Source organism: Streptomyces sp. NPDC040432 (genome assembly GCF_055595445.1).
In genome coordinates this window covers 87,629-107,407 of the sequence record NZ_JBVIVP010000013.1, presented here as the reverse complement: position 1 = coordinate 107,407, position 19,779 = coordinate 87,629, and the positions used below count along the sequence as shown (strand labels likewise).

At 72.5% G+C, this 19,779-nt stretch carries 14 protein-coding genes and 3 riboswitches; of the genes, 7 read left to right on the top strand and 7 right to left on the bottom strand.

What is annotated here, in order from left to right; all coding sequences use genetic code 11:
• On the bottom strand, positions 1 to 1,014 hold the full coding sequence (locus ACZ58N_RS24965) for a hypothetical protein (RefSeq protein ID WP_471163854.1): 1,014 nt from the start codon (positions 1,012 to 1,014) through the stop codon (positions 1 to 3).
• Positions 1,011 to 4,130 (bottom strand): prenyltransferase/squalene oxidase repeat-containing protein, encoded by a 3,120-nt coding sequence (locus ACZ58N_RS24960; protein WP_471163851.1) that lies wholly within the window; start codon positions 4,128 to 4,130, stop codon positions 1,011 to 1,013. Before ACZ58N_RS24960 ends, ACZ58N_RS24965 begins: the two co-directional genes overlap by 4 nt.
• A 394-nt stretch (positions 4,131 to 4,524) precedes the next feature.
• A riboswitch (cobalamin riboswitch) is annotated at positions 4,525 to 4,601 on the top strand.
• A 117-nt stretch (positions 4,602 to 4,718) separates the two neighbouring features.
• Here ACZ58N_RS24960 and ACZ58N_RS24955 point away from each other — a divergent pair.
• On the top strand, positions 4,719 to 6,131 hold the full coding sequence (locus tag ACZ58N_RS24955; RefSeq protein WP_471163849.1) for a prenyltransferase/squalene oxidase repeat-containing protein: 1,413 nt from the start codon (positions 4,719 to 4,721) through the stop codon (positions 6,129 to 6,131).
• A 77-nt stretch (positions 6,132 to 6,208) separates the two neighbouring features.
• Here ACZ58N_RS24955 and ACZ58N_RS24950 read toward each other — a convergent pair whose 3' ends face one another.
• From ACZ58N_RS24950 to aceA, 4 genes are all read right to left on the bottom strand, one after another.
• Positions 6,209 to 6,697, bottom strand: a complete 489-nt coding sequence (locus tag ACZ58N_RS24950) for a DUF4430 domain-containing protein (RefSeq protein WP_471163846.1) — start codon at positions 6,695 to 6,697, stop codon at positions 6,209 to 6,211.
• A gap of 144 nt (positions 6,698 to 6,841) precedes the next feature.
• Positions 6,842 to 6,996, bottom strand: a riboswitch (cobalamin riboswitch).
• 131 nt (positions 6,997 to 7,127) lie between these two features.
• Positions 7,128 to 8,015: a 3-hydroxybutyryl-CoA dehydrogenase gene (locus ACZ58N_RS24945; RefSeq protein WP_471163844.1), complete on the bottom strand. Its 888-nt coding sequence runs from the start codon at positions 8,013 to 8,015 to the stop codon at positions 7,128 to 7,130.
• Positions 8,012 to 9,610: a malate synthase A gene (gene aceB, locus ACZ58N_RS24940; protein ID WP_471163842.1), complete on the bottom strand. Its 1,599-nt coding sequence runs from the start codon at positions 9,608 to 9,610 to the stop codon at positions 8,012 to 8,014. Before aceB ends, ACZ58N_RS24945 begins: the two co-directional genes overlap by 4 nt.
• 96 nt (positions 9,611 to 9,706) lie before the next feature.
• Positions 9,707 to 10,993, bottom strand: a complete 1,287-nt coding sequence (aceA, locus tag ACZ58N_RS24935) for an isocitrate lyase (protein ID WP_471163840.1) — start codon at positions 10,991 to 10,993, stop codon at positions 9,707 to 9,709.
• Between the two features lie 366 nt (positions 10,994 to 11,359).
• On the opposite strand from aceA, the gene ACZ58N_RS24930 reads away from it, so the two are divergent.
• The 6 genes from ACZ58N_RS24930 (at position 11,360) to ACZ58N_RS24905 (ending at position 18,807) form a co-directional block, all read left to right on the top strand.
• Positions 11,360 to 12,769 (top strand): short-chain fatty acyl-CoA regulator family protein, encoded by a 1,410-nt coding sequence (locus ACZ58N_RS24930; protein ID WP_471163838.1) that lies wholly within the window; start codon positions 11,360 to 11,362, stop codon positions 12,767 to 12,769.
• 215 nt (positions 12,770 to 12,984) lie between these two features.
• Positions 12,985 to 13,163: riboswitch (cobalamin riboswitch) on the top strand.
• A 227-nt stretch (positions 13,164 to 13,390) separates the two neighbouring features.
• Positions 13,391 to 14,890 carry a CoA-acylating methylmalonate-semialdehyde dehydrogenase gene (locus tag ACZ58N_RS24925; protein WP_471163837.1) on the top strand — a complete coding sequence of 500 codons (1,500 nt, stop codon included), beginning with the start codon at positions 13,391 to 13,393 and terminating at the stop codon, positions 14,888 to 14,890.
• Positions 14,887 to 16,038, top strand: a complete 1,152-nt coding sequence (locus ACZ58N_RS24920) for an acyl-CoA dehydrogenase family protein (RefSeq protein WP_471163834.1) — start codon at positions 14,887 to 14,889, stop codon at positions 16,036 to 16,038. The genes ACZ58N_RS24925 and ACZ58N_RS24920 overlap by 4 nt, the downstream gene beginning before the upstream one ends.
• Positions 16,035 to 17,111 carry an enoyl-CoA hydratase/isomerase family protein gene (locus ACZ58N_RS24915; protein WP_471163831.1) on the top strand — a complete coding sequence of 359 codons (1,077 nt, stop codon included), beginning with the start codon at positions 16,035 to 16,037 and terminating at the stop codon, positions 17,109 to 17,111. Before ACZ58N_RS24920 ends, ACZ58N_RS24915 begins: the two co-directional genes overlap by 4 nt.
• Positions 17,108 to 18,025, top strand: a complete 918-nt coding sequence (mmsB, locus tag ACZ58N_RS24910; protein ID WP_471163828.1) for a 3-hydroxyisobutyrate dehydrogenase — start codon at positions 17,108 to 17,110, stop codon at positions 18,023 to 18,025. The genes ACZ58N_RS24915 and mmsB overlap by 4 nt, the downstream gene beginning before the upstream one ends.
• The gene (locus tag ACZ58N_RS24905) at positions 18,022 to 18,807 is read left to right on the top strand and encodes an enoyl-CoA hydratase (RefSeq protein WP_471163826.1); all 786 of its coding nucleotides are present in this window, start codon (positions 18,022 to 18,024) and stop codon (positions 18,805 to 18,807) included. The genes mmsB and ACZ58N_RS24905 overlap by 4 nt, the downstream gene beginning before the upstream one ends.
• Here the strand turns inward: ACZ58N_RS24905 and ACZ58N_RS24900 are convergent.
• Complete coding sequence (locus ACZ58N_RS24900) at positions 18,794 to 19,534, bottom strand: adenosylcobinamide amidohydrolase (RefSeq protein ID WP_471163823.1); 741 nt, start codon at positions 19,532 to 19,534, stop codon at positions 18,794 to 18,796. The genes ACZ58N_RS24905 and ACZ58N_RS24900 overlap by 14 nt on opposite strands.
• Positions 19,535 to 19,779: the final 245 nt, after the last annotated feature.

Here is a 19,779-nt window from a genome sequence, read left to right as displayed (position 1 = left end):
CTACTCCGTACGACGGCGGCGTTTGGCCGCGTACACGGCGGCCGCACCGATCAGCAGGACCAGCGCCCCGGTGGCGACGGCCGGCAGGTACGAGCCCGCGTCGTGCTCCGCGTCGGCGGCGGGCGCCGCGTCGACGACCTGGGGGCCGGACGCGGGAGCGGCCACGGCCGCCGTGGTGGTCGCCGAGGGCGACGGCGGGCCGGAGGGCGACGCCGTTCCTGTCTCGGTGGTGGAGGGGGACGGGCTCGTGCTCGGGCTCGTGGTGTCCGTGGGGGAGGGGCTCTCCGCCGACGGCTGCGACGGGGCCTGCGGCTGCACGGGATCCGGCCGGGCGGGCTGCGGGTCCGCCGGACGGGGGGCCGCCGGGGGCGGGTTCTCGGGCTTGGGCCCCGTGTTGACGTTCGGCGGCAGGGGCGCCGCCGTGCGGGTGTCCTGCGGCACGGGCTTGTCCCCACCCGTCGGCCGGGCGTTCTTCGCGCGCAGTTGATCGGGGGTGAGGGTCGGACGCCCCTGGGTGCCCTCGATGTTCGTCGCTCCGAAGATCCACAGATCGACGCTGCCGGGCTTCGGCTTGTAGAGCATGGCGCCGAGCTGGCTGTACTCCCAGGTGTTCCGGCCGGGGTCGGCGTGCCAGTACGACCAGTACGCGGAGGCGGGCGGGGTCAGGACGCAGTCGTCCTGCTGCGGGGTCGGGTACTGCCTGCCGCCCTGGTGTCCGCTGTACCCGATGCGGCAGATGAAGGCCGGGCCGTCGTGTCCGGTGCCGGTGGTGGCCCAGCCGCCCTGGTTGAGGAGTTCGTAGCCGGTGGTGGGCGTCGTACCGCAGGAGCGGTAGACGGGTCCGCCCCAGCGGCTGAAGTCCACGGCGAGGACGACGCCCGAGGAGGTGGTGCACTGGCTCATCGGCTGGGGGGCCGCCCCGGCCGGGGCGGCGGTGGCGGCGAAGGCCGCCACCGTCAGCCCCAGCGCGCCGGCCGCACGGGCCACGGCGCGCAACAGGCGGTGGGTGCTCATGCTCGGCCTCCGGTCGTTTCGCGACGGCGCTTCGCGGCACGGATGGTGCCCCAGCCGCCGAGGGTCAGGATCACGGCCGCGGCCGCGAGGGCGCCGACCTGGGCACCGGTGGATGCGAGGTGACCGGTCGGGGCGGGGCTGTTGCCGGCTCCGCCGGAGGTGCCGGTTCCGCCGGAGGTGCTCGTGCCGCCGGAGCTTCCGGAGGTGCTGCTTCCGCCGGAGGTGCCGGTTCCGCCCGAGGTGTTCGTGCCGCCGGAGGTGCCGGTTCCGCCGGAGGATCCCGTACCGCCCGCGTCCTCGCCCGGGGTCACGATCACGGGGCCGGAGGAGGAACCGGTCGAGGAACCCCCGGTCGTGCCGCCGTTGGCTCCTCCGGTGGTGCCACCCGTGGTGCCGCCGGTGGTGCCACCCGTCGTGCCTCCTGTGGTGCCGCCGGTGGTGCCGCCCGTCGTGCCTCCCGTGGTGCCCCCGGTCGTGCCGCCCGTCGTGCTGGGCACGGGCTCCGGGGTGGTGCCGTCCAGGTTGCGCGAGAGGGTGCCGAAGGAGATGCCGGTGGCGCCGCCGACCGCCTGCGCGGAGGCGCGGACGTCCGACCCGGGCTGGGAGCCCTTGGCGATGTTGAAGCCGCCGTCGCCGTTCTGCTGCGACTTGAGGAACGCGCGGGCCTTGGCGATGGGGCCCGCGTACTTCTCCCCGCCCAGGGACAGTCCCTGGACGGCGAGGGCGGCCGAGTTGACGGAGTTGCCGGAGGCACCGGGGAAGCCGCCGTCGTCCTTCTGCTGCGTCGCCAGCCAGGCGACCGCCTTGTCCACGGCTGCCTGCGAGGCGGCGTCCGGGAGCAGGTCGAGGGCCATGGCGGCCATCGTGGTGGAGTCGACCTCGGCCTGGCTGGCCTCGCCGATCAGGCTCGGCCAGGCACCCGAGGGCTCCTGGAGGCTCTTCAGGTAGGCGATGGGGTCGGCCGCGGCGGCCGTCTCGCCCGCGCGGACCTGGGCCATGATGCCGAGTGACTGGGAGAAGACGGAGGTGGCGTTGGTGTAGTTGCCCTTGGCCGCGCACCTGACCGGAGCCGGGGACGCGCCGGGGCAGACCGCCTTGGACAGCGCGGCGAGCAGGTCCTGACCGCCGAAGCTGCGCGGGTCGCGGCCCACGGATTCCGCGAGGAGGGCCGTCTTGCCGATGGAGCCGCCGGCGGCGTACTTGGTGCCGATCAGGGTCCAGTCGTGGACGCCTCGTCCCTTGCCGTCCTTGCCGCCCTTGTCGAGGAAGTCGACGATGTTGCGCAGGGTGGCGTTGTCCTGGCCGGTCGCCGCCAGGGCGTAGGCGCCGTCGATGGTCAGGCCGTAGTCGGCGAAGCCGGTCCCGGGCATGCTCTCGTAGAAGCGGCCCTGGATCAGACGGCTCCGGTCGCCGAGGTACGCCGTCCCCTTCTTCAGGTCGGGTCCGTCACCGGCCGGGATCGTCGGCCCGGTGTCGGTCGGCGTGGGCTTCGGGGTCGGGGTCGGGGTCGGGGTCGGCGTCGGGGTGGGAGTCGGGGTCGGAGTCGGCGTGGGAGTCGGCGTCGGAGTCGGCGTGGGAGTCGGCGTCGGGGTGGGCGTCGGAGTCGGCGTCGGTCCGGTCCGCCCCGTGGTCAGCGTGACCAGGTCGCTCTTCGCGCTCGCGATGGTGACGGGCGAGGTGGCGAACAGCCTCGACTCGGTGTCCTCCTCGTCGAACCCGAATCCGCCCGAGGGGAACTGGTGCCGGGAGAGCCACGAGATGCCGGCGTCCGCGAAGGCCGCGTCGCCGAGCGCGCGCAGGGCCTGCGCGGCCCAACCGGTGGATGCCGGGCTGCCCGTGGTCAAGTAGGTGGCGGACGGCCAGGCGCCGCTCGCCAGCTGGGTCCTCTTCAGATGGTCGCGCGCCTTCTGCACGGTCGCGTCGTGCCCGCCGGCGCGGTGGAGCGCCAGCGTGATCAGGCCGGTGGAGTTCGCGTCGCTGTCGCACCAACCACCCGAGCGGATGAGGATGGAGGTGAAGCCGCCGTCCTCGCACTGGAGGCCGGTCAGCCGGTTCACCGCGTCGGCGGGCGGCGTCACACCGCCGTTCAGCAGTGCGATGACGGCCATGGCCTGCGCGTCGGACTGGCCGGTGGTGCGGAAGTCGCCCTTGGTCAGGCAGCCTTCCACCGTCTCCCCGTCACCGATGTCGCGCGGGCAGACGTACTTCACCAGATCGCCGAGGAGGTCGTGCCCGCCGAAGGCACGGGGGTCCTTCCCGGTGGCCTCGGCGACGAGCGCCAGCCGGGCGGCGGCCGTGGCGTCGGGAATCCCGTCCCTGCCGGCCGGATAGGCGTAGGCGTCGGTCTGCGCGGGCGTCGAGAGGAAGTCGGCGGCCTTCTTCGCCACCGGGCTCCCGGGATCGGCCGCGACCAGGGCGAACACGGCCTCGGTGGTCAGGAAGTGGTTCGCGGTGGTGGACCCTTCGTCGACGACGCGTTCCCCGTCCGTCAGCCCGGCGGTGATCCAACGCGTGGCGGCCGACACGTCGACCGCTCCCGCGGGCACCTCCGGCGGGGCCGTGGGGACGGTCGGGTCGGGCGTGGTACCGCCGGCGGCCCGGACGTCGTCGGGGGAGAAGGTCGGCTTGCCCGAGGTGCCGCCGATGTCCGTGCCGCCGAACACCCAGGCGTCCACGTCACCGGGCTTCGGCGTGCGGGCCATCGCGCCGAGCGGGCTGTAGGTCCAGTTCTTCTGGCCGGGCGAGGCGATCCAGTACGACCAGTAGGCGGTGGCCTGGGGGGTGAGGACGCAGTCCTCCTTGTCCGGCGTGGGGTACTGCGTGCCGGTGCCCTTGCCGATGCGGCAGATGAAGGCGTCCCCGTCGTGGGCGGTGCCGATGGTGGTGAAGTCACCCGCGTGCAGCAGCTCGTACCCGGTGGTCGGAGTGGTGTCGCAGCCGCGCTCGACCTTCCCGCCGAACGGGCCGAAGTCGACGGCGACGATCGCGCCGGTGGTGGCCGTGCACTGCTCGATCGGGTCGGCCGAGGCGGAGACCGTCCCGCCCACGAAGACCACGCTCGCGGCGAAGGTCAGCAGCGCCGCCGATACGAGCGACAGCAACCCCTTGCTGCGCATGCGTTGCTCTGATTGCTCTGCGGTCCCCACCACGGCCCCTCGTGTCGGCCGGGCGGACCAGTGCGTGGCAAAAGGGCTTCCACGGCCCACGGGGCCAGGGGAAGCCGTTCGAACCACGCCGTAGTCCGCGACGGCGTTTCTCGCTGCAAAACCTGGCTCCAGGCATTCCGACTCGCCCGGACGGTGCCGGGCCTACGGTTGCGGGTCAGCGCCGGACTTCGACCGGCTTCCCCTGGAGCTGAGTGCTTATCAGTCGGAGTGGACCACGCGGATAAAGACAGCGTCAAGGTGGTCTGCGTCTCACGGCGGCGGGCTCGACCACCGCTCCGGCGGTGCCGTTCGCGGTGGCTGGCGGACCCTTGATCACTCGGGTAGCGTCCTGGGCTGCCACGTGGGGGAACCCGGTGTGAATCCGGGGCTGACGCGCAGCGGTGTGGGACGGCAGGGGGCCGTTTCCGAGCCCGAATGCCCGTGTGGCGAGGCATTGCACAAGCCGTACCACGCGTTCGGACGGCCGCCACCGAGCTCCGGGCTGCCCGCCCGCACGAGCCCCGGTCGGGTCGGCGTCCCTCATTCCAGGAGCAGGCCATGTCCCGTCCCCGTACCTCCCGCCGCCTCACGCTCGCGGTGCCCGCCGCGCTCGGCGCCCTCGTCCTCACCGCGCTGCCCGCCTTCGCCACCTCGTCGCCCGCGCAGATCGCGACCTCCAGGACGAACGGTGTGACGTACCTCAAGTCACTTCAGGCCGCCGATGGTTCGTACGCGGGCGCCGGCCTGTCCAACGAGTGGGCGTTCAGCGCCTTCGCGGCCACCGGTACGGCCGTCGTCGACGTCTACCCGGGCGGTGACACCACGAAGAACGCCCGAACCGTCTACCGCAACCTGCTGTCGACGGCGGGCTGGCCACAGGCCTCCCCGGTCGTCACGGACTACGAGCGCGGCGCCCTCAACGCCTACGCCGCCGGCATCGACCCGGCCCGCGTCTCGGCCTCCCGCAACCTCGTCGCGCACATCTACTCCTACTGGCAGACGGCGGAGCCGGGCTACTTCGGTCCGTCGGGGAACTTCAACGGCACGGTCTTCGCCGCGCTCTCGCTGCGGGGGGCCAGGACCCAGGGCGGCGCGAACCGCATCCCGCAGGCGCTCACGGACTCCCTCGTCACCCGTATCCGTGCCAACCAGCACGTCGACGGCGGCTGGACCTACCAGAAGGGCGAGGGCAACCCCACCGTCCTGAACTCCGCGAGCGACGTCGACATGACCGGCGCCGCCATGGCCGCGCTGTGCGTCTCCGGCGTCCCGAACACCGACACGGACGTCGTCCAGGCGAAGAACTTCCTCAAGGGCACCCTGGTCCCCGGCAGCGGCGCGTTCAACTCGCTCTACGGAGTCAACACCAGCTCCAACGGCTGGGGCGTGGCGGGCCTGAACGCCTGCGGTTTCAACCCGCAGACGGGCGACTTCCTCACCGGAAGCGGCAAGACGCCCATCGACTTCCTGATCGCCAACCAGTACAACCCGGCGGGCGGCTTCAAGTACAAGCCCGCCGATGCCGGCCCCACGGCCTACGCCTCCATCGACGCGCTGCGCGCGGTCGCGGGCGGCGGATTCACCACGGCCCCGCCGGTGCCGGTGACCCCCGGTGCTCCGCAGTGGGTCGCCCAGTCCACCTTCACCGCGGGTACGGCGACGAAGTTGGCACTGTCCGTCGACGACGGTGCCGGCAACCTCAAGGTCTGCTCCGTGGCGTTCACCCCGACCGGGACGACCACCACCCTCGGGGACGTCCTGGCCGCGGCCACGGGCGGCGCCACGCCGTCGGGTTGCGTCACCGGTGTGACCCCGTCCTCCGGGACCGGCACCATCACCACGGTCAACGGCAAGGCCAACAGCGGCTCGAACACGTGGAAGGTCAGCGTCGACGGCTCCTCCTTCGCCGGGGCGCTGCGCGAGAAGGTCATCAACGTGGGCGACACCATCGCGCTGCGGTGGGGCGCCTGACGATCCGTCACCGGTGCGGTCCGCGAGCCCCGGGGCTCGCGGACCGCACCGCTGTGCGCGGGGTGATCGCGATCGGATCAGAAGGAGGTCCAGGTGAAGGCCACCTGGTCACCCGCACCGATCTTGAACTGGCAGCCGCCGACCGGGGTCGGAGTGCCGTTGACGGAGATGCTCCAGTAGGCGGAGCCGCCGCCGCTGACGTTCTTTATGGTGTCGACGGAGAAGTCGTCGAACGACGAGTACCAGGTCCCGTCCCAGGTGAAGCCCTTCTTGCGGGCGGCGTCGTCGAGCGCCGCCGTCGGCGTGGGCACCTTGGAGGCGTGGGCGCCGCCGTTGGTGCCGTCGCACTTGTGGGTGCCACCGGTGGCGGTGGTGACGTCGTGACCCTTGGTCTTGACCTTGCCCTTGAAGAGCAGCCCGTTCGGGCCCTGGACCGTGAGTTCGACCTTGACGGCCGCGTTCGTGTTCGGCTTCGGGGCGGCCTCGGCCACGGCCGGGGCGGAGGCGAGGGCGAGACCGAGGGCGACCGTGGTGATCACGGAGCGGCGGGCGAGGGTCGGGCGCATGAAGTGCCTTCTTCCGGAAGGGATGACGGTCCGCGCCGACGATCCCTCCGACCCACGCGCCCACCCCCGGCCGCCTCCCTCGGGAAGCGGCCGGGGGTGCCGGCCCGGGCTGGGGGCTTCGCGCTGCAGACCATGACAGTGGGAAGCAATTCACAGCGCATCCCGGGTACTCCGACTCACGGGGCACGAGGCCCCGTTCACGGTTGCAGGTCAGCGCCGGATTCCCACCGGCTTCCCCCAGGCATGCGTGCATTCGGTTGTGGGCTCCGCCGAACGGGCCGGAGCAGAACGCATCGTACGGTGTCGTGGGGGCGCGCCGTAAGTGGATCCCGGGAACACGGCGGAGCGGGGCGCGACGACACCACTCGTCACGCCCCGCTCCTTCCCTCAGCCGGGGCACCCTCGGAGCCCGGGCGGCGTGCCGGGACCCTCAGTCCCGGCCGTACGTGTGGAACCCGCGGCCGGTCTTGCGGCCGAGCAGCCCCGCCTGCACCATCCGCAGCAGGAGCGGGGGCGGGGCGTAGAGGGGTTCCTTGAATTCGTCGTACAGGGATCCGGCGATGGCGGCGACGGTGTCGAGACCGATGAGGTCGGCCAGCTTGAGGGGGCCCATCGGATGGGCGCAGCCCAGGACCATGCCGTCGTCGATGTCGGACGCGCTCGCGAACCCCGACTCGGCCATCCGGACGGCGGCGAGCAGATAGGGGATCAGCAGGGCGTTGACGACGAAGCCGGCCCGGTCCCGGGAGCGGATCGCGGTCTTGCCGAGGGTGTCGCCGACGAAGGCCTCGACGGTGTCGGACACGTGCGCCGCTGTGTGGAGGGAGGAGACGATCTCGACCAGGGGCAACACCGGTACCGGGTTGAAGAAGTGCAGGCCCAGCACGTGGTCCGCGCGACCGGTCGCCATGCCGAGCCGCATGACGGGGATGGCGGAGGTGTTGGTGGCGAGGATCGCCTCCGGGTCCTCCACGATCTTGTCGAGGGCGGCGAAGACCTCGATCTTGGCGTCGGCGCTCTCCGTGACGGCCTCGACCACCAACTGACGGTCGGCCAGGTCGTCGAGGTCGCTGGTGAACAGCAGCCGGGCCAGGGCGTCCTCGGCGGAGATCCGGTCGAGCTTGCCCCGCTGGACGGCGCGTTCCAGGGAGACGGCCATCCGCTCACGGGCGGCGCGGGCGGCGCCCGCGTCGGCTTCGGCGACGACGGTGTCCAGGCCGGCCCGGGCGCACACCTCCGCGATGCCCGCCCCCATCTGTCCGCCACCGACGATCCCGACCCGCCGGATGCCGCTCGACGGCCGTGCGGGGGCGTTCACGCGGTCACCGGCCCGGCCGCGCGGCGGACGAGGTGACGGGTGTAGGCCTCGGGGGTGAAGAAGGCGGGGAGCCGCCCGGACAGCGCGCCGTCCACGAAGACCTCACGGGCGTCGAGGACATGGGCCTCGGGGTCCTCGTCCTCCAGCGCGGCGCACTCGGAGTCCAGGAGGTCGAGGAGCGTCGCGCGGTCCACCCGCTCGTGGCGCAGCCACTGCCAGATCTGGACGCGGGCGATCTCGGCGGTCGCCGCGTCCTCCATCAGCCCGTACAGGGCCACGGCGCCGCTGCCGCGCAGCCAGGCGTCGAAGTAGCGCAGGGCCACGGCGACGTTCGAGCGGATCCCCTCCGGGGTCGGCGGCGCGGCGATCCGGCGCACGGACAGCAGATCGGCGGCGGTGACCTCGACGTCCTCCCGGGTCCGGTCCAGTTGGTTCGGCCGCCGTCCCAGTACGCCCGTGAAGACCTCGCGGCAGACGGGGACCAGCCCCGGGTGGGCCACCCAGGAGCCGTCGAAGCCGTCCTCGGCCTCGCGCTCCTTGTCCAGCCGGACCTTGGCGAGCGCCGCCCCGTTCGCCTCGGGGTCCCTGCTGGGGACGTGGGCGGCCATCCCGCCGATGGCGTGGGCGCCGCGCCTGTGGCAGGTGCGGACGAGGAGTTCGGTGTAGGCCCGCATGAAGGGGGCGGTCATCGTGACGGCGGCCCGGTCGGGCAGTTGGAAGTCGGTGCGGTGGCCGAAGGTCTTGATGAGGCTGAAGAGGTAGTCCCAGCGGCCGGCGTTCAGTCCCGCGCTGTGCTCGCGCAACTCGTGGAGGATCTCCTCCATCTCGAAGGCGGCCGTGATCGTCTCGATCAGGACGGTCGCCCGGACGGTGCCCCGAGGGATGCCGAGCAGTTCCTGGGCCAGTACGAAGACGTCGTTCCACAGCCGGGCCTCGTACCGGTTCTCCAGCTTCGGGAGGTAGAAGTACGGGCCGTGACCGGAGTCGATCTGCCGCTGCGCGCAGTGGAAGAAGTACAGGCCGAAGTCGACCAGCGAGGCCGGCACGGGCCGGCCGTCGATCTCCAGGTGCTCTTCGAGGAGGTGCCAGCCGCGCGGCCGGACCATGATCGTGGCGAGGTCCGTGCCGAGGCGGTACTCCTTGCCCTCCGCAGTGGTGAAGTCGATGCGCCGCTCGATGGCGTCCAGCAGCGTGAGCTGGCCGCCGATGACGTTGCCCCACGTGGGGGCGGTGGCGTCCTCGAAGTCGGCCATCCACACCTTGGCACCGGAGTTCAGGGCGTTGACGGCCATCCGCCGCTCCGGCGGCCCGGTGATCTCGACCCGCCGGTCGGTGAGGCCGGGCGCGGGCGGGGCGACCCGCCAGTCGGCGTCGGCGCGGATCGCCGAGGTGGCGCGGGAGAAGTCCAGGGGCGTGCCCGAGGCCAGGTGCGCGGACCGGCGGCGGCGTTCCTTGAGGATCTCCGTACGGCGGTCCGCGAACGCGGTGTCGAGCCGGGCGATGAAGTCGAGCGCCGCCGGGGTGAGGATCTCCTCGTGGCGTTCACCCGGTGTGCCGAGGACTCGGACACCGGCGGTCAGGGACGTGGATGACATGCGGTTCTGCTCCTCGGCGGGGGTGGTCGGCGCCCGAGGGGGGAGCCTCGGGCGCCTTCGGACGGCTATCGGCGGGCGGGCCCGCCGGATGGGGCCCTAGTGGAACTGCTCTTCCTCGGTGGAGCCGGAGAGCGCCGTGGTGGAGGAGGCCGGGTTGACGGCCGTGGACACCAGGTCGAAGTAGCCGGTGCCGACCTCGCGCTGGTGCTTGACCGCCGTGAAGCCCTGCGCCTGGGCGGCGAACTCCCGCTCCTGAAGGTCGACGTAGGCGGTCATGCCGTGCTCGGCGTAGCCGCGGGCGAGGTCGAACATGCCGTGGTTGAGGGAGTGGAAGCCGGCCAGGGTGATGAACTGGAAGCGGTAGCCCATGGCCCCGAGCTCGCGTTGGAACTTGGCGATCTGGTCGTCGTCCAGCGCGGCCTTCCAGTTGAAGGAGGGCGAGCAGTTGTAGGCGAGCATCTGGTCCGGGTACCGCGCGTGGATCGCCTCGGCGAACTCGCGGGCCTGGGCCAGGTCCGGGGTGCCGGTCTCCACCCAGATGAGGTCCGCGTACGGGGCGTACGCCAGACCGCGGGCGATGACCGGGGCCATGCCGTTGCGGACGTGGTAGAAGCCCTCGGCGGTGCGTTCACCGGTGCAGAACTCGGCGTCGCGCTCGTCGACGTCGCTGGTCAGCAGGGTCGCGGCGAGGGCGTCCGTACGGGCGATGATCAGCGTCGGGGTGTCGGCGATGTCGGCCGCCAGGCGGGCCGCGTTCAGGGTGCGGACGTGCTGCGCGGTCGGGACGAGGACCTTGCCGCCGAGGTGGCCGCACTTCTTCTCGGAGGCGAGCTGGTCCTCGTAGTGGATGCCGGCCGCGCCCGCCGCGATCATCGCCTTGGTCAGCTCGAAGGCGTTCAGCGGGCCGCCGAAGCCCGCCTCGGCGTCGGCGACGATCGGTGCCAGCCAGTCCGTGGTGTCCGAGCCGCCCTCGGCGGTGGCGATCTGGTCGGCGCGGAGCAGGGCGTTGTTGATCCGTCGGACCACCTGGGGGACCGAGTTGACCGGGTAGAGGCTCTGGTCCGGGTAGGTGTGCCCGGCCTGGTTGGCGTCGGCGGCGACCTGCCAGCCGGAGAGGTAGATCGCCTGGAGACCTGCCCGCACCTGCTGGACGGCCTGCCCGCCGGTGAGCGCGCCGAGCGCGTGGATGTAGTCCTGCTCGTGGAGCTGCCGCCACAGCCGCTCGGCACCGCGCCGGGCCAGGGTGTGCTCCTCGCGGACGCTGCCGGAGAGCCGCACCACGTCCTCGGCCGTGAAGGTGCGCTCGATGCCCGCCCACCGCGGGTCGTCGGCCCACCGCTGCTTGAGCTGCTCGGCCGCCGCCGTCGTGTTCGCCTCTGCCATGACCGTCACCGTCTCCATGAGTCGCTTCAACGTCCTCGCACGCCATAGGTGCGAAGCTGTGGCACCACGTGCCGTATCGGATCGCGGCCCGCCGTCCCTGACCTGGAACGAGTGAGCAATGTTGTCGATCCATCAGCCGGGAGTTTCCGGGTTGCCCGACATCAGGGCGTGATTCGGGCCCGGTTCTCCCGCCTGGATCCGCCTGGTCCGGCGGGCCGCAGGACGACTCTCGCAGTGACACCCAGTGCCATCAATCGTGGACGCATGCCAACTTTTGCGAATCTTCTCGCCGCACTTTGCCAAGGTTGCGAAGGGTGCGAACGGTCCCCTCCCGCATAGGGTGGTCAGTGGAACGAGGGAGGCGCGGTGAGCAAGACGTACGCGGGCACGCGGTTGCGGAGGCTACGGGAGGAGCGGCGGATGTCGCAGGCGGAGCTGGCCCGGGTCCTCGCCATCTCGCCCAGCTACCTCAACCAGATGGAGCACGACTCCCGCCCGCTGACGGTGCCGGTGCTCCTGCGGCTGACCGAGGCATTCGGAGTCGATCCGGGCTTCTTCTCCGAACGGGACACCAGCCGGCTGGTCGCGGACCTGAGGGAGGCGCTGGCCGGGGAGGTGGCCGAGGCCAGGGTCTCCTCCTCGGACCTGGCCGAGTTGGCCTCCCGGATGCCGGCGGTCGCACAGGTGCTGCTCGACCTGGGCCGCCGCGGCCAACTGCTGGCCGAGCGACTGGCGGGGTCCGCCGACGGGCGGGACGGGGACCCTGGCACCGGCCTGCCGCGCTCGCCGCACGAGGAGATCCGGGAGTTCTTCTACCGGCGCCAGAACTACCTCCACGACACCGACCTCGCGGCCGAGGAACTGGCCCGTACCATCCGGATCCGTCCCGGTGAGGTCGTCCGCGCCCTCTCGGCACGGCTCGCGGACCGGCACGGGGTCCGGGTGAGCGTCGACTCGGACCGGCTGCACCACTACGACGACTCGGGCCGGGTGCTGCACCTGTCCGCCCGGCTGCGGCCGGGCCAGCAGGCCTTCCGGATGGCCACCCAGCTGGCGCTCCTGGAGTACGGCGGCGAACTGGACCGGCTGGCGGCGGAGGACTTCCCCGCGGGGTCGACCCCGCACGCGCTGGCCCGGATCGGCATCGCCAACTACTTCGCCGCCGCCCTGATCCTCCCGTACAGGGCCTTCCACACGGCCGCCGAAGAATTCCGCTACGACATCGAGCGCCTCACGGACCACTTCGGCCTCGGCTACGAGACCGTCTGCCACCGCCTCAGTACCCTGCAACGCCCCAGGCTGCGTGGGGTGCCCTTCTCCTTCGTCCGTGTCGACCGCGCCGGGAACATGTCCAAGCGGCAGTCCGCCACCGGATTCCACTTCTCCCGTGCGGGCGGTACCTGCCCGCTGTGGAACGTCTACGAGGCCTTCGCGGCGCCCGGCCGGATCCACGTACAGGTGGCCGCCATGCCCGACGGGCAGCGGTACCTGTGGACCGCCCGCGCCGTCACCCGCCACCGCGGCGGCTGGGGCGAACCCGGCAAGACCTTCGCCATCGGTCTCGGCTGCGAGATCCGGCACGCCTCCCGGCTGGTCTACTCCGACGGGATCGACCTGGACAACGCGGCGGCGGCCACCCCCATCGGTATGGGCTGTCGGCTCTGCGAGCGGCTCGACTGCCCGCAGCGCGCCGTCCCGCCACTGGGGCGGCCGCTCGCCGTCGACGAGAACTCCAGCACCTTCGTCCCGTACCGGGTCGCCGACCGGGACCGCTGAGCCCGGACCCGGACCGGGACGAGTCCGGTGCCGACCCGCACGTCGAGGTGGAACCGGCTCCTGGCGGCGTTCCGGCTCCGCGCGGTCGAAGGTCACCTGGATCTGCCCGACGGCCGACATGGGGGCACCGCACCCGCGGTGGCCCGCCGGGGCGGCGGGGTTTTCGCACGACCGCGCCAAGGGTGGGGGTGGACTTACTAGGACGTCCAACTATATGTTCGTGGCAAGCCCGCGGTGCAGGGAAGCCGGTGTGAATCCGGCGCGGTCCCGCCACTGTGACCGGGAAGTGCGTTCTCCAGCAGGTCAGGCCACTGACGGCAGCCATCCGTCGGGAAGGCCGGAGAGCACGCGATGATCCGGGAGTCAGGATACCGGCCGTGGGGTGATCCGTGTTGTCCACGAGGATGGAGCAGACACGCATGGCACCGGTACGTGACCACGGCCCAGGTGATCCGGCGGAGTCCCCGAACGACGAGGCCCTGTCCTCGCGTTCGTGACTCGACGAAGGCCCCCGGGCCCTCCCTGTCCCGCGGTCGGAACCGCGGTCCGCACCCCGATCGGTGCCGTACCGCTCCCGCGCCGCGCCTTCCTCGGATCCTCACCTGACGAGAGCAGGCTTCGATGGTCCGCGAACTCACCCACTTCATCGGCGGCAAGCACACGACCGGCACGTCCGGTCTCTACGCCGACGTGTACGACCCCAACACCGGCACGGTGCAGGCCAGGGTCCCCCTGGCCGGACGCGCCGACACCGAGGCGGCGATCGCCAACGCGGAGGAGGCGCAACTGGAATGGGGGCAGTGGAACCCGCAGCGACGCGCCCGCGTCATGTTGCGCTTCCTCCAGCTCGTCGAGGGCGAGCGGGACTCCCTGGCCCGGCTGCTGTCCTCCGAGCACGGCAAGACCGTCGCCGACGCCCACGGCGACCTGCAACGCGGCCTGGAGGTCGTCGAGTTCGCCGCCGGCGTACCGCACCTGCTGAAGGGCGAGTTCACCGACAACGCGGGCACCGGGATCGACGTGCACTCGCTGCGTTCCCCACTGGGCGTGGTCGCGGGCATCACCCCCTTCAACTTCCCCGCGATGATCCCCCTCTGGCAGGCCGCACCTGCCCTGGCCTGCGGAAACTCCTTCATCCTGAAGCCCTCCGAGCGGGACCCCTCCGTCCCGTTGCGACTGGCCGAACTGTTCCTGGAGGCCGGACTGCCGCCCGGCGTGCTCAACGTGGTCAACGGCGGCAAGGAGACCGTCGACACCCTCCTGGAGGACCCCCGCGTCCAGGCCCTCGGCTTCGTCGGGTCCACCCCGATCGCCGCGCACATCTATGCCACCGCCGCGGCCCACGGCAAGCGCGCCCAGTGCTTCGGCGGCGCCAAGAACCACATGATCGTGATGCCCGACGCGGACCTCGACCAGGCCGTGGAGGCACTGATCGGCGCCGGCTACGGCTCGGCGGGCGAGCGCTGCATGGCCATCGCCGTCGCCGTCCCCGTCGGCGAGGAGACCGCGAACACCCTGGTCGCCAAGCTGGCGGAACGCATCTCCACCCTGCGCGTCGGCCGCTCCGACGACCCCGAGGCCGACTTCGGGCCCCTGGTCAGCCGGGACGCCCTCGACCGGGTGAACCGCTACGTCGGCATCGGGGCCACCGAGGGAGCCGAACTCGTCGTCGACGGACGCGGATTCACCCTGCCCGGCCACGAGGACGGCTACTTCGCCGGAGCCACCCTCTTCGACCGCGTCACCCCGCAGATGCGGATCTACCGCGAGGAGATCTTCGGCCCGGTGCTGTCCGTGGTCCGCGCCGCCGACTACGAGGAAGCGCTGCGCCTGCCCACCGAGCACCCCTACGGCAACGGCGTCGCGATCTTCACCCGGGACGGCGACACCGCACGCGACTTCACCCGCCGCGTGGGCGCCGGCATGGTCGGGGTCAACGTGCCGATCCCCGTGCCCGTCGCCTACCACACCTTCGGCGGCTGGAAGCGGTCCGGCTTCGGCGACCTCAACCAGCACGGGCCCGACTCGATCCGCTTCTACACCCGGACCAAGACCGTCACCTCGCGCTGGCCCTCCGGGGCCAAGGAGAGCGCGAGCTTCACCATCCCGACGATGGGATGAGCGCCGTGACCACCCTCACCGAGGACCAGCTCGCCCTCGCCGAGGTCACCCTCGACTTCGCCCAGGAGCAGTTGGCCCCCCACGCCGTCGCCTGGGACCAGGCCAAGCACTTCCCCGTCGACGTCATCCGCCGGGCGGCCGCGCTCGGCCTCGGCGGCGTCTACGTCCGTGAGGAGCACGGCGGCTCCGGCCTCACCCGCTCCGACGGGGTCCTCGTCTTCGAGACCCTGGCGACCGGCTGCCCGTCGATCGCCGGCTACCTCTCCATCCACAACATGGTCGCCTGGATGATCGACCGGTACGGGGACGCCGCCCAGCGCCGCCGCTGGTTGCCCGCCCTGTGCACCGCCGACGTCCTGGGCAGCTACTGCCTCACCGAGCCGGGCGCCGGCTCCGACGCCGCCGCGCTGCGCACCCGTGCCGAACGGGACGGCGAGCACTACGTCCTGACGGGCGTCAAGCAGTTCATCTCCGGAGCCGGGGCCGCCGGCGTCTACGTGGTCATGGCCCGCACGGGGGAGGGCGGGTCCGGCGGGATCTCCGCGTTCGTCATCGAGCGCGAGGACCCCGGGGTCTCCTTCGGACCCAACGAGCACAAGATGGGCTGGAACGCCCAGCCCACCCGTCAGGTCGTCCTCGACGGCGTGCGGATCCCCGCGGACCGCCGGCTCGGCGCCGAGGGCGACGGCTTCCGCATCGCCATGAACGGCCTCAACGGCGGTCGACTCGGCATCGCCGCCTGCTCCCTGGGCGGCGCCCAGAGCGCGCTGGACCGCAGCCTCTCGTACCTGGCCGACCGGGAGGCCTTCGGCGCCCGGCTCCTGGACGCCCAGGCGCTCCAGTTCCGCCTCGCCGACATGGCGACCGAACTCTCCGCCGCCCGCGCGCTGGTCCGTACGGCCGCCGAAGCGCTCGACCGCGCCGACCCGCAGGCCGCGCAGCTCTGCGCGATGGCCAAGCGGTTCGCCACCGACACCGGCTTCGCCGTCGCCAACGAGGCGCTCCAACTCCACGGCGGCTACGGATACCTGAGCGAGTACGGCATCGAGAAGATCGTCCGCGACCTCCGTGTGCACCAGATCCTGGAAGGGACCAACGAGATCATGCGCGTCATCGTCGCCCGCGGCCTGACGGAGGCTCTGCGATGAGCGGGGAGGAGGACGACGTCCTCGTCCGGGTGGAGGGCGGGGCCGGCCGGTTGGTCCTCAACCGACCCAAGGCCCTCAACGCCCTCAGCCACCCCATGGTGCTGCGGATCGAGGAAGCCCTGACGGCTTGGCGCGAAGACCCCGCGGTGCGGACGGTGGTCATCTCCGGGGCCGGGGAGCGCGGTCTCTGCGCGGGCGGCGACATCCGGGCGATCCACGAGGACGCCCGCACGGGAGGCACCGCGTCGGCGGCCTTCTGGCGCGACGAGTACCGGCTCAACGCGCTGATCGCCCGCTATCCGAAGCCGTACGTCGCCCTGATGGACGGCATCGTCATGGGCGGCGGCGTCGGCGTCTCCGCCCACGGCTCGGTCCGGATCGTCACCGAACGCTCCCGGGTCGCCATGCCCGAGACCGGCATCGGATTCGTCCCCGACGTCGGCGGCACCTACCTCCTCGCCCTGGCACCCGGCGAACTCGGCACCCACCTGGCGCTGACGGGAGCCCCCGTGGGCGCCGCCGACGCGATGCTCTGCGGCCTCGCCGACCACTTCGTCCCCGCCGATCGGCTCGGAGCCCTGGTGGCGGACCTGGCCGACGGCAGCGTCCACGACGCCCTCGCCGCGCACGTGGCTCCCGCCCCCGCCGGCGAACTGGCCTCCCACCGCGAGTGGATCGACCACTGCTACGCCGTCGACACCGTGGAGGAGGTCATCGACCGGCTCCTCGCCGCGGACGTCCCGGCGGCGAAGCAGGCGGCGACCACCCTGGCCGCGAAGTCCCCCACGGCCCTGAAGGTCACCCTGGCCTCGCTGCGCCGGGCCCGCGGGCTCGGACCGCTGGAGCGGGTGCTGGAGCAGGAGTACCGCGTGTCCTGCGCGGCCCTGTCCTCGCACGACCTCGTCGAGGGCATCCGGGCCCAGGTCATCGACAAGGACCGCGCCCCCCGCTGGTCGCCCGCCACGCTCGCCGAGGTGACGGCCGCCGACACGGCCCGCTACTTCGCACCGCTCGGCGACGACCACGAACCGGCCGTCGCCGCCACCGATTCCTTCCAGGAGGTGCCCTGGTGACCACCGTCATCGCTTTCGTCGGCCTCGGCCACATGGGCGGCCCGATGGCCGCCAACCTCGTCGCGGCCGGCCACCGCGTCCTCGGCTTCGACCTGGCTCCGGACGCCCTGGCCGCGGCCTCGACGGCCGGGGTGGAGATCGTGGACTCCGCGCCGACGGCCGCTGCCGCCGCCGACGTGGTGATCACCATGCTCCCCGCCGGCCGGCACGTCCTGGCCCTCTACCGTGACGAGGGCCTGCTCGCGGCGGCCAAGCCCGGCACCTTGTTCATCGACTGTTCCACCATCGACGTCGCCGACGCCCGCGCCGCCCACGAGGCGGCCACCGAAGCCGGGCAACGGGCGCTCGACGCGCCCGTCTCGGGCGGGGTGATGGGCGCCGAAGCGGCGACCCTCACCTTCATGGCGGGCGGCGGCGGGGCGGAGTTCGCCGAGGCCGAACCCCTGCTGGCGGCCATGGGCAGGAAGACCGTGCACTGCGGCGGCCCGGGAGCGGGCCAGGCCGCGAAGATCTGCAACAACATGATCCTCGGCATCTCGATGATCGCCGTCAGCGAGGCCTTCGTCCTCGGCGAAAGCCTGGGCCTCTCCCACCAGGCGCTGTACGACGTCGCCTCCACCGCCTCCGGCCAGTGCTGGGCGCTCACCACCAACTGCCCCGTCCCCGGACCGGTTCCGGCCAGTCCCGCGAATCGCGACTACCGACCCGGATTCGCCGCCCCGCTCATGGCCAAGGACCTCGGCCTCGCCGCGAACGCCCTGCGGGCCGGCGGCATCGAAGCCGGTCTCGGGCTGCGCGCGGCCGACATGTACGCCGCGTTCGCCGAGGCGAGCGGCGCCGACCAGGACTTCTCCGGAATCGTCCACGTCCTGCGCGACGCGGCGACCGAGGCACCGAAGGGAACCACCCAGTGACCGGCACCACCGAGTACGAGACGATCCTCGTCGAGCGCAAGGGCCGCAGCGCCCTCCTCACCCTCAACCGGCCCAAGGCGCTCAACGCGCTCAACCTCCAGGTGATGAACGAGGTCGTGGCCGCGACCGAGGCCCTCGACCGCGACCCGGACGTCGGGTGCATCGTCCTCACCGGATCCGCCAAGGCCTTCGCGGCGGGCGCGGACATCAAGGAGATGCAGCCCCAGGGGTACATGGACATGTACCTCACCGACTGGTTCACCGCCTGGGACCGCCTCGGCGACCTGCGCACCCCCACCGTCGCCGCCGTATCCGGCTACGCGCTGGGCGGCGGCTGCGAACTGGCCATGCTCTGCGACATCCTCCTCGCCGCCGACACCGCGGTCTTCGGCCAGCCCGAGATCAAACTCGGTGTCATCCCGGGCATCGGCGGCTCGCAGCGCCTCACCCGGGCCGTCGGCAAGGCCAAGGCCATGGAACTCTGCCTCACCGGCCGGACCATGGACGCCGTCGAGGCGGAGCGGGCCGGACTCGTCTCCCGCGTCGTCCCGGCCGACCAGCTGATGGCCGAGGCCCTGGCCGTCGCCGACACCGTCGCGGGCATGTCCGCGCCCGTCGCGATGATGGCCAAGGAAGCCGTCAACCGGGCCTTCGAGACGACCCTCGCCGAAGGCGTCCGCTTCGAACGACGCCTCTTCCACGCCGTCTTCGCCACCGCGGACCAGAAGGAGGGCATGAGCGCCTTCGTGGACAAGAGGTCCCCGGACTTCACCCACCGCTGACGCGGCCTCCCGAGCGGCTCCCCGTCCCTCCCGGGGCGGCGAGCCGCTCGGGGCCCCCGCCGCGCAGACACGCGCGGTGGGTGGCCTCGTGCACGGCCCGGGCCAGCCGCGCCCCCCAGACCGACCGCGGGCCGGCGAAGGGTTCGACCGGACCTCCGTCCGAGGGCCGCAACGCGGCGACGCACACGGCGTCCGTCGGCGTACCGGAGGCGTCCACGCCCGCGTCGCGCAGCGCCTGGACCTTGGCCTCGGTGGCCGTGGCGACCGCGTTCACCAGGGCCGCGTCGGAGAGGGCCACGGGCACGGACACGATGATGTTGATCGTTCCCGCCGGCCTCGGCCCCGGGACGCCCGGGGCCGGATCGGCGGCCCAGCCCCGCACACCGAGCCCGGCGGAGGCCAAGGCCCGAACGCCCCCGTCCGAGGCGACGCCGTGGTCGGCGACCGACGCGGCCGTCATGAGACCCACGCCCGGCCCCGGGGCCCCGGCCCGCGCCGCGAGTTCGGCGAGGTGGACGTCCGGATCCAGCCGCCGGTACCCGTGGGCCACTTGGGCGTTGAGCACCCACCGGCGCTCTCCGATGCCTCCGCCCAGCGGGGCACTGGAGATCATGCGACGACCCCGGCCGGGCACCCACAGGAGCATCGGCAGGGAATGGCCGTCCTCCACGCGGGAGAGGAGCGGCAGGCGCTCCAGAGCGGACAGGTCGAGCGGCGCGTTGGACATGCCGCACCCTATCCCGCTGATCACACCCCGAGCGGGGCCCCGGCACTGCTTGGGGCGGCCGATGGCGGGTAGGCGCCCAGTCTCGGGTGACGGGCCCGCCCCGTGCCGACCCGGCCCGCCCTCCGAGCGTGGTCGAACGACACCCCGAGGTCCGGACGGAAGGGACGATCGATGAACGAGCAGGAGCGCCGCAGGCCGACCCCCGACACCCCCGGTCGGGGCGGGCGGACCGGGCGGACAGGACG

Excerpts from the sequence above, each read along its gene's own strand:
- ACZ58N_RS24925 (WP_471163837.1), top strand. The coding sequence starts at position 13,391 with ATGGTCCGCGAACTCACCCACTTCATCGGCGGCAAGCACACGACCGGC.
- ACZ58N_RS24915 (WP_471163831.1), top strand. The coding sequence starts at position 16,035 with ATGAGCGGGGAGGAGGACGACGTCCTCGTCCGGGTGGAGGGCGGGGCC.
- ACZ58N_RS24960 (WP_471163851.1), bottom strand. The coding sequence starts at position 4,130 with ATGCGCAGCAAGGGGTTGCTGTCGCTCGTATCGGCGGCGCTGCTGACC.
- aceB (WP_471163842.1), bottom strand. The coding sequence starts at position 9,610 with ATGTCATCCACGTCCCTGACCGCCGGTGTCCGAGTCCTCGGCACACCG.
- aceA (WP_471163840.1), bottom strand. The coding sequence starts at position 10,993 with ATGGCAGAGGCGAACACGACGGCGGCGGCCGAGCAGCTCAAGCAGCGG.
- ACZ58N_RS24965 (WP_471163854.1), bottom strand. The coding sequence starts at position 1,014 with ATGAGCACCCACCGCCTGTTGCGCGCCGTGGCCCGTGCGGCCGGCGCG.
- ACZ58N_RS24950 (WP_471163846.1), bottom strand. The coding sequence starts at position 6,697 with ATGCGCCCGACCCTCGCCCGCCGCTCCGTGATCACCACGGTCGCCCTC.
- ACZ58N_RS24955 (WP_471163849.1), top strand. The coding sequence starts at position 4,719 with ATGTCCCGTCCCCGTACCTCCCGCCGCCTCACGCTCGCGGTGCCCGCC.
- ACZ58N_RS24920 (WP_471163834.1), top strand. The coding sequence starts at position 14,887 with ATGAGCGCCGTGACCACCCTCACCGAGGACCAGCTCGCCCTCGCCGAG.
- ACZ58N_RS24900 (WP_471163823.1), bottom strand. The coding sequence starts at position 19,534 with ATGTCCAACGCGCCGCTCGACCTGTCCGCTCTGGAGCGCCTGCCGCTC.